This is a genomic window from Halorussus pelagicus, assembly GCF_004087835.1.
GTDB classification, from domain to species: domain Archaea; phylum Halobacteriota; class Halobacteria; order Halobacteriales; family Haladaptataceae; genus Halorussus; species Halorussus pelagicus.
In genome coordinates, this window is sequence record NZ_CP035119.1 from 1,603,785 (window position 1) to 1,617,641 (window position 13,857).

General features: G+C 64.3%; 13 protein-coding genes. 4 read left to right on the top strand and 9 right to left on the bottom strand.

What is annotated here, in order from left to right:
- Window positions 1-181 precede the first annotated feature (181 nt).
- The 3 genes from EP007_RS08055 (at window position 182) to EP007_RS08065 (ending at window position 2,802) form a co-directional block, all read left to right on the top strand.
- The gene (locus EP007_RS08055; protein ID WP_128477166.1) at window positions 182-919 is read left to right on the top strand and encodes a sporulation protein; all 738 of its coding nucleotides are present in this window, start codon (window positions 182-184) and stop codon (window positions 917-919) included.
- Window positions 920-1,042: 123 nt separating this feature from the next.
- The gene (locus EP007_RS08060) at window positions 1,043-1,879 is read left to right on the top strand and encodes an RNA ligase family protein (protein WP_128477167.1); all 837 of its coding nucleotides are present in this window, start codon (window positions 1,043-1,045) and stop codon (window positions 1,877-1,879) included.
- 101 nt (window positions 1,880-1,980) lie between these two features.
- Window positions 1,981-2,802: a DUF6338 family protein gene (locus EP007_RS08065; protein WP_243700350.1), complete on the top strand. Its 822-nt coding sequence runs from the start codon at window positions 1,981-1,983 to the stop codon at window positions 2,800-2,802.
- A 15-nt stretch (window positions 2,803-2,817) separates the two neighbouring features.
- On the opposite strand, the gene EP007_RS08070 is transcribed toward EP007_RS08065, so the two are convergent.
- The gene (locus tag EP007_RS08070) at window positions 2,818-3,282 is read right to left on the bottom strand and encodes a PadR family transcriptional regulator (RefSeq protein ID WP_128477169.1); all 465 of its coding nucleotides are present in this window, start codon (window positions 3,280-3,282) and stop codon (window positions 2,818-2,820) included.
- Window positions 3,283-3,341: 59 nt separating this feature from the next.
- A complete protein-coding gene (locus EP007_RS08075; RefSeq protein ID WP_128477170.1) occupies window positions 3,342-3,716 on the bottom strand; it encodes a hypothetical protein in 375 nt (124 codons plus the stop codon).
- Window positions 3,717-3,926: 210 nt separating this feature from the next.
- Here EP007_RS08075 and EP007_RS08080 point away from each other — a divergent pair, with 210 nt between their 5' ends.
- Window positions 3,927-5,162, top strand: coding sequence for an MBL fold metallo-hydrolase (locus EP007_RS08080; RefSeq protein WP_128478541.1), 1,236 nt, complete (start codon window positions 3,927-3,929; stop codon window positions 5,160-5,162).
- 143 nt (window positions 5,163-5,305) lie between these two features.
- Here the strand turns inward: EP007_RS08080 and EP007_RS08085 are convergent, their stop codons facing one another.
- From EP007_RS08085 to EP007_RS08115, 7 genes are all read right to left on the bottom strand, one after another.
- Entirely contained in the window at window positions 5,306-5,959 is a 654-nt protein-coding gene (locus tag EP007_RS08085) for a ribonuclease HI family protein (protein WP_128477171.1), read from the bottom strand.
- A 315-nt stretch (window positions 5,960-6,274) separates the two neighbouring features.
- Entirely contained in the window at window positions 6,275-7,516 is a 1,242-nt protein-coding gene (locus EP007_RS08090) for an ornithine cyclodeaminase (RefSeq protein ID WP_128477172.1), read from the bottom strand.
- A gap of 79 nt (window positions 7,517-7,595) precedes the next feature.
- Window positions 7,596-8,735, bottom strand: a complete 1,140-nt coding sequence (locus EP007_RS08095; RefSeq protein WP_128477173.1) for an ABC transporter permease — start codon at window positions 8,733-8,735, stop codon at window positions 7,596-7,598.
- Window positions 8,732-9,385 (bottom strand): ABC transporter ATP-binding protein, encoded by a 654-nt coding sequence (locus EP007_RS08100; RefSeq protein ID WP_208023600.1) that lies wholly within the window; start codon window positions 9,383-9,385, stop codon window positions 8,732-8,734. Before EP007_RS08100 ends, EP007_RS08095 begins: the two co-directional genes overlap by 4 nt.
- Window positions 9,386-9,494: 109 nt before the next feature.
- Window positions 9,495-10,718 carry a COG1361 family protein gene (locus tag EP007_RS08105; protein WP_128477175.1) on the bottom strand — a complete coding sequence of 408 codons (1,224 nt, stop codon included), beginning with the start codon at window positions 10,716-10,718 and terminating at the stop codon, window positions 9,495-9,497.
- Between the two features lie 293 nt (window positions 10,719-11,011).
- The gene (locus tag EP007_RS08110) at window positions 11,012-12,253 is read right to left on the bottom strand and encodes an MFS transporter (RefSeq protein ID WP_128477176.1); all 1,242 of its coding nucleotides are present in this window, start codon (window positions 12,251-12,253) and stop codon (window positions 11,012-11,014) included.
- A 201-nt stretch (window positions 12,254-12,454) separates the two neighbouring features.
- Window positions 12,455-13,756, bottom strand: coding sequence for a 5'-deoxyadenosine deaminase (locus EP007_RS08115; RefSeq protein WP_128477177.1), 1,302 nt, complete (start codon window positions 13,754-13,756; stop codon window positions 12,455-12,457).
- Window positions 13,757-13,857 lie beyond the last annotated feature (101 nt).

Consider the following 13,857-nt stretch of genomic DNA (forward strand, 5'->3'; position numbering starts at 1 on the left):
TTAGTTTATCTTTCGATATCAGATTATAAGTGTTGAGACGTTATTATTTTAGAATATTAGGTTCAATCTAGTCAGAAATTCCTACGATTAGACCTTCTTGCCGGATAGTTATAACTTCACTTCACCAGACCACCGTTCCCAAAGATACAGTATCTCCGAGCGAGAGGGCTAAGGTGAAGACATGAAGAACGTTCTCGCTAGCATCGGCGTCGGCAACGCGAATGTCGATACCGTTCTGTCCTCCACGACCGTCACGCCCGGTGAAACCGTCAACGCGGAAGTACACATCGACGGCGGGTCCGCCGAGCAGGAAATCGGCGCGATTCGGTTCGAAATCGAGACCCAGTACGCCACCGAGGAGGGGTACGAGGAGACCGACGTAGACCGGTTCACCCTGACCGAAGACCTGACCATCGAACCCGGTCAGGAGGAGACTCGGTCGGTCGAAATCGACGTTCCCTACGGAGCGCCCGTCACGCTCGGGAACGTGGACGTGTGGGTCGAGACCGAACTCGACATTGACTGGGCGGTTGATCCCGAAGACAAAGACTACCTCGACGTGCAGCCGACCCCACGCTTGCAGGCGGTTTTCGACGCGATGGACGAGTTAGGTTTCTCGTTCCGGACCGCCGAGTGCGAGGCCGACCCCTACGACCGCTACGGGTCGGGCCAGCGATTTATCCAGGAGTTCGAGTTCACGCCCCAAGCCGGGCCGTTCCGCGGCGACTTGGACGAGGTGGAACTCGTCGCGCGCGAGTCCGCCGACGAACTCACCCTGTTCGTGGAAATCGACCGCCGGGGCGGCCTCCTGAGCGAGATGGCCGACACCGACGAGTCGAAGACGAGTCTGACGATTCGGGACGCCGACGCGGCGACGATTCGTGAGGACCTACAGCGCGTGCTAGAGAAACACGCCTGAACGCGCCTCCACGGCGGCTCTGGGACCGCTCCGTGGCGTCTGCCATCGTCCGCCGTGCCGTCGCGGTGCGGTCTTCCCGGCGTCCGACCAAACCCTTACTTCCGCTCGCCGACACTCCTTCCCATGAAGCAGTACCCCGCCGTCCCTCGCCCCGACGAGGCACCGCCCGACCTCTTCGCGTCGGGCCACCTCTGGTTGCAGGAACAGATTGCGGGTCTCCACCTCCGGTTCCGCCTGCGAGAGTCCGGCCTCCTCCAGTTTGGCGACCGAACCCGGACGTTCGACGCCGACGAAATCCCCCTGCCGTACGGCCACGCGGTCCGGCACGTCCGCGAATCGCTCGACCGCGAGGCCCTCCGAAACAGCGTCGCGGACCCCTCGTCGGTCGTGTTCTTCGGCGAGGCGACGGTCCGGCGCGCCGTCGAGTACGACTGGTCGCGGACGCCCGCCGTCCTCGGGTTCGACGTGTGGGACGCCACCGAAGAGCGGTTTCTGCCACCCGATTCGGTCGAGCGGATTTTCGACCACCTCGGACTGCACGCCGTCAACACCTTCGAGAAGGAGGTACGTGCGGTCGATTTCGACCCCCAGAGCTACGACCTCCCGGCGTCGGCGTGGTACGACGGACCTGCCGCGGGCGTCGTCGTCCGGAACAAGACCGGCCAGCGCGCGACGATTCGACGGCCGGACGCTCGGGCGGCGGGCGAGGACGCCGACCCCGCGACTGCGCCCGCCGACGAACTCGCCGAGCGGTACGTCACCCGCCAGCGCGTCGAGCGCATCGCGGCCGACCTCGACGCCGCCGGACGCTCGACCGGGTTCGACGACGTTTTCGACCGCCTAATCGAGGCCATCGCCCGCGAGGAACACCAGCGACTGTTCCACGAGCGCGCGTCGGTGGACCTGCGGGCGTTCCGCTCGGCGGCCGCCGAGCGGACGCAGGAATTACTGAATGGGTAGCAGAGCAACCGAAATTCACGCACGGAGTGGGTAAACGGATTGTAGTCGATATAGACATTTTTCGTTTGATTTATAAATACAGGTCTCTCAACCGTGGATAGATGCCGAGCAGTCTCTCATTAGGGCTGAATTTAGTCTCTCTCGTCGTTTTCGTCTTACCCGGACTCGCTGGCGTAAAACTCGGGCTACTGATAGCCGACCGAGCGGACTGGTTAAATCGCGTCGATACGATTGCGCTGAGTTTCGGAGTGAGTATTCTCTCGATGGGTGGCGTTTACTTTTGGTACAGTCTCCTGAATGGCCATCTCTTGCGCTTCGCCGAACTATCGTCAGTGTGGAGTCACCTCCCGACCGCGATTACTGTCTACTTGCAACTGTTGGGAACCTCGCTCGGCGTCGGTGTTTTGCTCGGCGTCCTCGATTTCGGCGGCGACCATGTCGCAAAACGCGAAGGGCTTTGGTACACGTTCTTCTCGGAAGTTGAGTCGAAAACCGATTCGGAGGAGTATCAGGTTCGCGTCCGAATGCAGTCCGGCGACGAACTATGGGGTCGAGTCGAAGACAACGGCGAAATCAGCGTGAACCGGGATATTCTCCTCGAAAATCCGCGACGAGTGATTCGAGGGGAAGACGGCTCTATCGGAGATACGTATCGTTACACCGGCACTGCGTACCTCCACAACCAAGGTATCACTCACATTGAGTTTGATAGACTGAAGACCGCAGATGCAGTCGGTAGAGACGAGAGTAACCTCGACACGTCGCGTAAAGAGACCAGACCCGAATCGGACACGACTGACGACTCGGCAGACGCGGGGTCGGTCGAAGATGCCGAAATCGAGGAGTTAGAGGAGTTTGCAGAAGAGGCGGACGAGGAGCGTAGCGGACAGGAAACCGATACCGACGAGAAGAACCCCGAATAGGACGATATTAGCCCGTCACACAGCTCTTCCGGTAGAGATGTCGAGAACACTGTTTTTAGCCATCTCCGGGTACTCCCCGTAAACGTGTTCGAGCAACTCCCAGAGGTCCATCTCGTTGTATTGGCTTTTGACCGCCTCTAAACCGTCTACTGCTTCCGGGAACTCGTTCCCCGGAAGTTCGCGTGCTCGGTGGAGTGTTCGCTCACCCTTTTCAGTGAGTTCATAGGTTTGTTTGTCACTCTTCTTGTCCCCCGTCGGTTCATCCCGCCGTCGGATGAAGCCTTCAGACTCCAATCTATCGATGTCGTCGTAGAGTGACTTCGAATACGGTCCGTACTGACCCGGTTCGTACCGGTAAAAGTCCTGGTCAAGCTTCTCCCTCTGTGCGAGGAAGATCAGTTTCATGAACCTCGTAATCCCCTCTATTGGCTCTTCGTCGTTGCACTCCAAGAAAGCCAATGGGAGGAGTTTGGTATTCATTACGAGGAGTTTGAACCTCAACGTATACGACTCTTTTGGTGTTTTGGACTACGCCGCGTTTAGAACCCGAGCGTTCGCCGAATCCGGGCGACTAGACCGCCGCCCGAGGTCGGTAGTTCCCGATGGAGCGCGTCGAGTTCGTCGTCGCCGAATCGGTCGTCGTGGCGCGCCTCGCGCACCCATTGGTCCCACTCGCTCTCGCTGAGGGTGCCCCGCGACTCGGGACCCCACTGCTCGACCAGTGCCTCGCGCTCCCGGAACGGGATGTCCATCTCGCCGCCGCCCCAGTGGAGCGGCGAGAGCCAGAACTCCGCATCGGCGTCGTCGCTCTCGGACCCCTCCGGGAACTCGACTCGGTAGGGATAGCCGTTGTAGAGAAACACGTCGTCCGGCGTCACGGTTTCGCCGCTCGGGAGTTCGAGCGTTCGGTCCATTCGGCCGAATCGTACGGTTCGAGGGCTTTTGGGCGTTCGGTTCCCCGGCCGTTCGCGGTCCCTTGACGCAACTCGCCCCGGCCGCGACGCCTTCGCAGTCGGCTGCGACGAGTGTACGCCATGTGCTTCGACCTCCGCGGGTCGGCGTGTCCGAGTCGAGACGCCCTGCAACCGACGGATGAAAACGGTCTCGGCCGCTACCGACCGGTAATGAACGTCGAATTTCTCGGCGGGACCCGCGAAATCGGCCGGAGCGCGATTCTCGTGGACGACTCTCTGTTGCTCGACTACGGGATGGCGACGGGCAACCCGCCGTCGTTTCCGGTCGGCGACCCAGACCCCGACGCCGTGGTCGTGAGCCACGGCCACTTGGACCACGTCGGCGCGGTCCCCTCCCTGCTGTCGGGCGACGCCCGGCCGCCCATCCACTGGACGCCCCCGACCCGCGACCTGACTCGCGTGCTGGCCGAGGACACGCTCAAACTCCGCGGGGGAAGCTACGACTGCCCGTTCACCCACACCGAGGTCAAGCGCATGAGTCAGGTCTCGGAGACCCACGGCTACGGCGAGACCTTCACCGCGGCCGGATACGAAGTCACCTTTTTCGACGCCGGACACATTCCGGGGAGCGCGCACGTCCTCGTCAACGACGGCGAGACCAGACTGCTCTACACCGGCGACTTCCACACCGCGGACACGCAACTGCTCTCGGGGACCACTGCACGACCCGACGCGGACATCGTGATTACCGAATCGACTTACTCCGACGTGGACCACGACCCCCGAGGCGAGGTCGAGAAGTCGTTCGCCGAGAGCGTCCGGACGACCCTCTGGGAGGGTGGTACCGTCGTCGTTCCGGCGTTCGCCATCGGTCGAACGCAGGAGATGCTGATGGTCTGTGAAGCCCACGACATCGACTGCTACGTGGACGGGATGGGCCAGCAAGTGACCGAAATCGCTCGCCAGTATCCCGAGTTCGTCCGCGACGCCGACGCCCTCGGGCGCGCGAAGTCGAACGCGCGGTTCGTCACAGGACGTGACGGCCAGCGTAGGCGCATCGCCGACAAGAACACCGTCGTCGTGACGACCAGCGGGATGCTCTCGGGCGGTCCCGCGATGACCTACGTCCCCGAGATTCGGGCAAATCCGACGAACAAACTCGCGTTCACGGGCTATCAGGTCGAGGGGACGCCCGGCCGCGAGTTGCTGGACCGGGGCCGGGCCGAAATCGACGGTCGGGTGATGCCCGTCAGCGCGCAGGTCGAAGCCTACGACTTCTCGGCGCACGCCGACCGCGACGGCCTGCTGGACTTTCTCGATTCGTACCGCGACGCCGAGATTCTGGTCAACCACGGCGACCGCTGTGAGTCCTTTGCCGAGGAACTGCGCGGCGAAGGCTTCGAGGCGAGTGCGCCGGAACTCGGGGAGCGCATCACGACAACGTGACGCGTAGAGCGACTATGCTGTACTCTCGAAGGCGGACAGAAATAGTACGCGAGACGGAGCAGGCCCGGTCAGTACGTCGTTGAGAGTAGCTTCTGCGGGTTTCGAAGGTGCAGGGGATTCGGATCGAAAGCGGCGTACCACTGCTATCCCGGTCCGAGGGCGGCGATATCGGCACCCACCGTCGCCAGCGCGTCGGCGGGGTTCGGATCGCTGTCTGCCAGATGCGTGTACTGGTGGTCCGGGATGCTCGATAGCGCCGCCGCGACGGCCTCGCTGTACGTTTCGACGCCCGGCTCGGTGGGGTCGTCGCCACCCCAAACGTCTCGGATGACCGTCATCGAATCGATGCGGACTTCCAGTCTGCGCGGCTCGTAGCGAGCCAACAGTTCCGAGAGACCGAGTTGGAGAGCGACGTACTCGGCGGTGTTGTTCCCCGTCCGGGAGCCGACGGGTCGGCCGAGACGGGCGAGTTCGTCCTCCTCGGCGTCCATGATGACAGCACCTGCCCCTGCGGGACCGGGGTTGCCGCGTGAACTACCATCGACGTAGAGGACGAAAGTGTCGCTCGTCGGTTCGGGAGCGGATGGCCGGGTGAGTCCCGAATCCAGCAGGCTTTCGAGCGCGTGACGCAACTCGTCCGAGGTGGTCGCGGGGTCGAAGAGACCGCCGTAGCCGGAGACGGCGTCGTCGATGGCGTCGGTGGCGGCCGCCATCTCGTAGCCGACGCCCGCGAGTACCTCGTCGGCGAGCGCGGCGAGCGGCGTGAGGTGTTCGGCCGGAAGGGGGTCGTTAGTCACGCCATTCCCCCTTCTGGCTTCGGAGTGGGGTCGTCACGCCTTCCCTCCGGACGGACTCGGTAGCTGGTCGCACCACTGCATACCGGTCCTTAGTAACCGAGCGGGATAATCCCTTCAGGTGGCATCGGTGCGAGCCGTTTCGAATCAGTCGTCCCGGTCGGGCGTCGATTGCGGCGTCTCCTGTTCGGACTGTCGAACCGCGAGCGCCCAGCCGAGACCGTACACCGCGACGGCGAATCCGACTCCGGGTAGTGTCCCGAGGGGGACGACACGACGAGAAACGACGCGATACCCACACCGCGCCGACTCGCCTCGCTACTCCTCGACTAGCACCTCGGCGAGTTTCGGGACGAACGTGCCCACGTCCGTCACCATCCCGATGGCCTGCGCGCTCCCGCGGTCGAGCAGTTGGGTCACCGTCGCGGGGTTGATGTCCACGCAGACGACCTTCGTGGTCGAGGGCAGGCAGTTGCCGACCGCGACCGAGTGCAGGAGCGTCGAGAGCATGATTACGAGGTCGGCCTCGTGGGCTTGCTCGCGGATGGCGTTCTGGGCCTCCACGGCGTCGGTGATGGTGTCGGGGAGCGGGCCGTCGTCCCGAATCGACCCCGCGAGAACGTAGGGCGCGTCGTTTTCGACGCACTCGTACATCACGCCCTCCTCGACGAGTCCCTGCTCGACCGCTTCCTCGATGCCGCCCGCCCGGATTATCTCGCTGATGGTGTAGATGTGGTGCTTGTGGCCTTTCCGAGGACTCTCCATCGTCTCTACGTCCATCCCGAGCGAGGTGCCGTACTGGCCGCGTTCGAGGTCGTGGACTGCGAAGCCGTTGCCCGCCGAGAGCATGTCCACGTAGCCCTCCCGAACGAGGCGGGCCAGCGCGTCGCCAGCGCCCGCGTGGATGACTGCGGGACCGGCGACCGCCAGCACCGACCCGCCGTCGGCTTTCGTCTCCGCGATGGCCTCGGCGATTTCGCGGATGAGCGACCCCGAGGGCCGTTCCGCCGAGACCCCGCCCTGCATGAACCCGAACGGTCCCGACGACCCTCGCGGGCGCTCGGGCGGGTCCACGCGGACGCCCGCCTCGTCGGCCACGACGAGGTCGCCCTCCTCGATGGCGTTCAGCACCTTCGTGTAGGCGCGCGGTGCGTCGTCGCTATCTTCGTCCGCTGGCTTGACCACCACGGCGCAGTCCATCTCGATGTTCTCGACGGGAAGCCACTCGTCCTCGTAGCGGACCTTCGTCGGATGGTTCGTCGTCGAGTAGAAGCCGTGGGGAACCACTCTGTCGCCGGGCGCGGGTTTCAGCGTCGCGTTCGGCGGGTTCGAGAGGTGCGCGCCGTGCTGGTTGAGTTCGTGCAGAATCTCGCGGAGCGAGTCCTCATCGTCGGCTGTCACCGTCATCCGGCAGTACGACTCGGCGTCCTTGTGTTCGCCCACCTCGAACTCTTCCACGTCGAAGTTCCCCCCGAGGTCCATCACGACGCCGAAGCACTGTTGCATCATCCCCGAGTCGATGATGTGGCCTTCGAGTTCGACCGTGCGTGCGACCGTCATACCTCGAAGAGGGAAGGCCGAACAATCAACGTTGCGCTGGCGGTGGATTCGTCGGCGTCGGAGGGGGTCGAGAAGGGAATCAGTCTCGAAGCGCCTCGACGGGGCGCTCGTTGGCGGCCTTCCACGCGGGGTAGATGCCACTCAGGACCGCCGCGCCCACGCCGAACGCGAACCCGAGACCGATGTACTGGAACCCCTCCGCGGTGAACGCGAACGGGTCGCCGAGCAGTTGCATGTTGATGAGCAGGCCGAGCGCGACGCTCAGGGCGGCACCGACGAGCGCGCCGACGAGTCCGAGTAGCGCCGACTCCCCGAGCATGAGACGGAGGATATCGTATCGGCTGTAGCCGACGGCCCGGAGGACGCCGATTTCCTCGCGGCGCTCGATGACGCTCATCAGTTGGACGTTGAGGATGGAGATACCCGCGACGAGCAGCGAGATGCCGCCCACTCCGAGTAGGAAGAGGTTGATAGTGGACATCTGCTCGTTGAACCGCTCGATGGAGTCCTCGAAGTCGATGATGCGGTAGCGGTCCTCCCGACCGAACCCGAGGCGGTTGCGAAGCATCTCCGCGGTCTGGCCCGCTTCCGCGGGCGAATCGGCTCGAATCTGGACCTGCGTGTAGCTATCGCCCGTGAACGTCGCCATCGGGACGAGGACGCCGTCGTCGAGATTCTGGAACGCACCGCCGCGCGGTTGGGCTTCGAGGACGGCCGCAACGCGATACGACTTCCCGTCGAGTCTGACGCTGTCGCCGGGACCGACCTCGTAGGTGTCGGCGGTCTCCGACCCGACTAAGACCTGCTTGCGCCACGTAGCGGGTATCGACCCCCGCTCGGTCGAGATTCGGTTTCGAGCGCCCTCGATGCCGTAAACTGAGACTCCCCCGGACTGTCGGAGATGGGTGAGTTGTCCCTGCCGCTGTTTCATCCCGTACACGTCCTTGTCGCCATCGACGTACGATTTCACCGCCGAGACCTGACTCTGGGAGAGTGCCCCGTCGGCGTCCGCGCCGGGGACCACGATGACGGTGTTTCCGAACGTCGCGCCTTGGAGGAAAGACGATTGGAACGCGACGCCAAAGACGCCCAGCGAGGCGATAGCGACGACGCCGATGACGACGCCGAGCATCGCCAGCGCCGACCGAGTTTTCGCCCGAGAGAGGTTTCTTCGCGCCAGCATCGCCAGCGGGAACCGCTCGAACAGCCTCTCTATCATTGTATTCTACCGTCCACGAGTTCGATAGTTCGGTCGGCGAACTCCGTCACCTGTTCGTCGTGCGTGACAGCGACGACCGCGACGCCCTCGTCGGTGATGCGGCCGAACTCCGCGAGGACCTGCGACCCCGTCTCTTGGTCCAGATTCCCGGTCGGTTCGTCGGCGAGGACGAGGTCGGGGTCGTTGACGAGCGACCGGGCGACCGCGACGCGCTGTTTCTGCCCGCCGGAGAGTTCGTTCGGCAAGTGCTGTAACCGGTCGCCCAGTCCTACGCGTTTAAGCAACTCCGTAGCTCGCTCGTGGGTCGCCGACCGGTCGCCGTCGAGCAGTCGCGGCACCTTCACGTTCTCGACCGCCGACAGCGTCGGGATGAGGTAGAAGTTCTGGAAGACGAACCCAACCGTCCGCTTGCGGAGTTGCGTCCGCTCGGCGACCGAGAGGTCGTTTACCGTGGTGTCTCGGACGGAGACGGTTCCCTCCGTGGGCGTGTCGAGCAGTCCGAGTTGATTCAGGAGCGTGGACTTGCCGCTCCCGCTCGGCCCGACGACCGCGACGAACTCGCCGGGGCGAACCGCGATGTCGATGCCCTTCAACGCTCGCAGTACCTCCTCGCCGGACTCGTACTCCTTGACGACGTTCTGCGAGCGGATGACCGGCGACGCGGTCTCTTCGTCGGACGACGGTTCGCCGTCGTCGTCCGTCTCCGCGGCCGATTCGACCGCCGGTCGCTCGCCGCCGTCCGCTGTCCTCGTTGACTCCTCAGTCGCCACGGAACCACCTCCATCCGCCCGCGAGCGCGACCAGTCCGAGGAGGCTCCCGCCGCCGATGACCGACAGCGGTAGCGACGAGTCGGACTCCGAGACCGACGACTCGGCGGGCCGCTGCGGAACGTCGTACGTGACCGGGACGGTTCGGTTCCGGCGCACGTCGTCAACGATGTAGCTAACGCGAAGCGGAATCGTCACCGTCGAGGCGTTCGCGTCGAGCGTCGCCCGGACTTTGAACGAGTTGAAGTCGCTCGACGCGACTTCGCCGACGAAATACTCCCCGCTCGACTGTCCGGCAGAGACCTTCTGATTCGACTCCACGCCGACGGTTACGCCCAAAACGTCGGTCGTCCCGACGTTGCTCGCGCTTCCCGACACTTGGAGGGTCTGTCCGCGCCGCGAGACCGAGACGCCGGTGAGTTCCACGGTACCGGGGTTCGAGAGCCTCGTGAACGTCGGCGTGAGGGTTCGAGTGGTACGTCGGTGCGTTCCGTTTGCGGTCGTGTATTCGAGGTCGGCGGTCAGGTTCGCCGTCCCGGATGTCTTGCCGGTCACCTCGTACTCGAACGTCTCGGCGGATGTCGCCGACAGTCGCGCGACGCTCCGCCGGTTGTCTTTCACCGACACGTTCTCGCCGCGGAGTCGCAGTTGGACGTTCCGAATCAAGTCGTCGTCGCCGTTCGTCAGCGAGAGGTTCAGGGTCGTTCGACTGCCGGGGAGCGTTGACTCCGTCTCGACCGTCATCGCGGGATGTGGGTCGTACACCGTGACAGCGACCGGGTGACGGACGACGTAGTCGTCGCCGTCCGCGTGCCGGAGTTCGACGCGGACCGAGAGGTTGTACTCGCCCGCGTCGTCCAAGGAGAGCGACTGGCCGTTTTCGAGACGATTGCCCGACCAGAGTCGCTCGTTCGGTGTTTCCTCCGTGAGGATTTCGCCGTCTGCTCGGCGTATCTCGACGTTCTCGACGAGGATGTCACCGTTTCCGTCTTCGATGTTCTCGATGTGGGTCGTGAGCGTGAAGTTAGCGCCCGCTTCGGGTTGGGTCTCGTTTACCGTCGTTCCCATCGTCACGAGCGTCGGGGCGCTGGTTTGGGCCGCGAAACCGTCCACAGCGGTGGTCTCGTCGGCGGCGGCGGGGTCGGCGGGGACGACTCCGGCCGCTCCGGCCGAGACGAGGAGGACCAGACACCCGAGCAGTCGCAACGCTGTCATCGAAACTCACTCCTCGGGTCCGTCGTTCGCTCGGCGTCTCGTGGCTCGGATGGACTGAAACTCTCGGAAACGGGGATGTCAGTGGCGGCGGAGCGGGCCGCCCGTGCCGGACTTCTCGGTCGGGGTTTTGGGCCGCTTTCGTTCGTTTCGGTCGAATACATATTGATGAGTCAACATAGCTACGATGTGAGTAAGAATCTTAGGGTTTCTCTGGGTTCGAGTCCACCCGCCGTCCCCGACTTTCTTCGCTTCTGTCAACTACGAAACCAGTGTGGTGTCTCCTTCGGGAGACCCTACGCCGCCGTCCGAGCCAGATTTCCGGCGAGGACCGCCGCCGTCGCCGCGATGGCCGCGAGGACGAAAAAGAGGGCGCTCGGCGACGCGTAGGTGAGGACGAACCCGGCAAGCGCCGCACCGAGTGCGCCGACGCCGAACACGCCGAGGTAGGTGTACCCGTACGAGAGTCCCCGGAGTCCCGCGGGAGTGTACTGGGCCACCGTCGCCTGATAGAACGGTTGGACGAAAAAGAGCAGGAACCCGAGGACGACGCTGATGGCGAGCAGGGCCGCCAGCCCCGCGTTCGAGGCCGGGACGAACAGCACCGCGACGACTGCGAGACCGCCGAACCCGAGCGCGATGCCTCGCTCGGTCTCCATCCGGTCGGTGAGCTTTCCGCCCGCGTACTGCCCGGCGATGCCGACCATGAGCAGGCCAGTGTACAGATACCGCGAGGGTTCGAGCGTCCGGCCGCCGAGTTCGACCGGGTCGAACATCGGCAGTCCGGCGAGCAGGTCCGGCAGGAACGTGAGCGCCCCGCGGTAGTAAAGCCCCGAACACATCACGATGGCGAACACCGCGAGGAACCCTGCGGTGAACAGGTTCCGCGACTCCGAGAACAGTTCCGACAGCGACGAGACGGTGTCTGCCTTCGAATCGGTGGCTTCGCCGTCTGTGGTGCCGCCGTCGGTCGCTTCGACCGACGCGTTCTCGTCGAACTCGATGGTGAGCGTCAGCAGGACCGCGACGCCCGCCGGGACCGCGAGCAGGGCCGTGACCTGCCGCCAGTCGAACACGAGCAGGAGGAGCGCGGTGGCGAGCGGTCCGAGGGCGATGCCGAGGTTCCCCGCCATCCCGTGGTAGGCGAACGCGGTGCCGCGCTGGGAGACGCCCTTGCTCAGCAGCGACAGCCCCGAGGGGTGATAGACGCTCGCGGCGGTCCCCCAGACGAGGAGCGCGAGCGCGATGAACGGGACGCTCGGGGCCACGCTCAAGAGTAGGAACGACGCGCCCATCCCGCCGAGACAGGCGAGTATCAGCGGTCGAGAGCCGTAGACGTCGGCCAGAATCCCGCCGGGGAGTGCGCCGAGACCGAACAGCGCGTACCCCATCGAGACGACGAAACCGATGGTCGCGGCCGTCACCGAGAACGTATCGAGCCAAACGGTCACGAGGATGGGAATCGAGAGTTCGTAGGTGTGGACCATCGCGTGGGCGAGCATCGCAACGCCGACGATGGACCGGTCGTTTTCGTTCATGCTGTGGCTACGTTGACGTTCGTATCACGTCGGGACTGGGTTATAAATCTCGGCGTAGCGGTCAACGACCGGGGTGAGTTGGGGAGTGGCCGGTCGCTTCGCGGTAATCGTCGCCCACCCCTCGCGCTCCAAACCGTCTTCGACTAAATCGCTCTCCGTTCGGACCGTCCGCCGCCCGAATCGCTCTCTGCCCGAACCTCGCTACTCCGGCCCGACCGGGAGGTCGTACTCGCGCGCTCGCCGCCGAATCGCGTCGGCGTCCCCTGTTTGCAACTCGCCGTCCTCATAGACGACGTTGCCGTTCACCATCGTGAACTCCACGTCGTCGCCGTGCGCCGAGAAGACGAGGTGCGAGAACGCGTCGTGGAGCGGCGTGGCGCGCGTGATGTCGGTCGTCAAGCCGACGATGTCGGCTTTCCACCCCGGTCGGAGTCGCCCGACGTTCTCGAAGCCCGCGGCCTTCGCGCCGTTCTCGGTCGCCATCTCGAAGACGAGTTTGGCGGGCGTCGTCGTCGGGTCGAGGTGTTCGACCTTCTGGAGCAGGCTGGCCTGTCGCATCTCGGTGAAGGGGTCGAGCGTGTTGTTGCACGGCGGGCCGTCGTTGCCGAGCGCGACGTTGATGCCTCGGTCCACGTAGTCCACGATGGGCGCGATGCCCGAGGCGAGTTTCATGTTCGACGAGGGGCAGTAGGTGACGTGCGTGCCGGTCTCTTCGAGGACTTCGCGTTCGTCCTCGTCGGTCCAGATGCAGTGGGCCAACACCACGTCCTCGCCGGTCAGGCCAACCTCGTCGAGCCAGTGGATGTTCCGCTGGCCGGTCCGCTCCTCGACAGTCGAAACCTCGTCGCGGTTCTCGCTGGCGTGGGTGTGGATGCGCACGCCCTCGTACTTGTCCGCGAGTTCGCGCGACCCCCGCAGGCACTCCTCGGTGCAACTCACCGCAAAGCGCGGCGTGACCGCGTACTGGATGCGCCCGCCGTGGGTGTCGTGATATTTTTGAATTAGGCGCTCGGTCTCGTCCAAGCCTTCTTGGGTATCTTCCAGCAGGCCGTCGGGCGATTCGGTGTCCATCAGCACTTTCCCCATCCGGGCGCGGATGCCCAACTCCCCGGCGGCCTCGAACGCCTCGTCGGCGTGGCGCACCGAGAGGTGGTCGATGGCGGTCGTGACGCCGGATTCGAGCAGTTCGAGGTAGCCCAGTTCCGCGGCGATGGCCATTCCCTCGGCGTCGAGTCCGGCCTCCATCGGCAACACGTAGTCGAACAGCCAATCCAGCAGGGCCGTGTCGTCGGCGATACCTCGGCCGAGTGACTGCACCGAGTGGACGTGTCCCCCGACCACACCCGGCGCGAGCAGGTCGTACTCCTTGCGCTCGCGCTCGGGGTAGATCTCGACCAGTTCCTCTCGGTCGCCGACGGCGACGATTTTGTCTCCCTCCACGACCACCGCGCCGTCTTCGACGACCGTCTCGGCGTCGGCGACGACCGTTCCCTGTAGTAGCATCCCGAAACCAGTAGGAGTCGAATTCGGGAAATAGCTGTTGATTTCGGGAGGCGCGGGGGATGCTGGTAGACCTCGTCAGGACTGTTTCGTGTACCGACCGA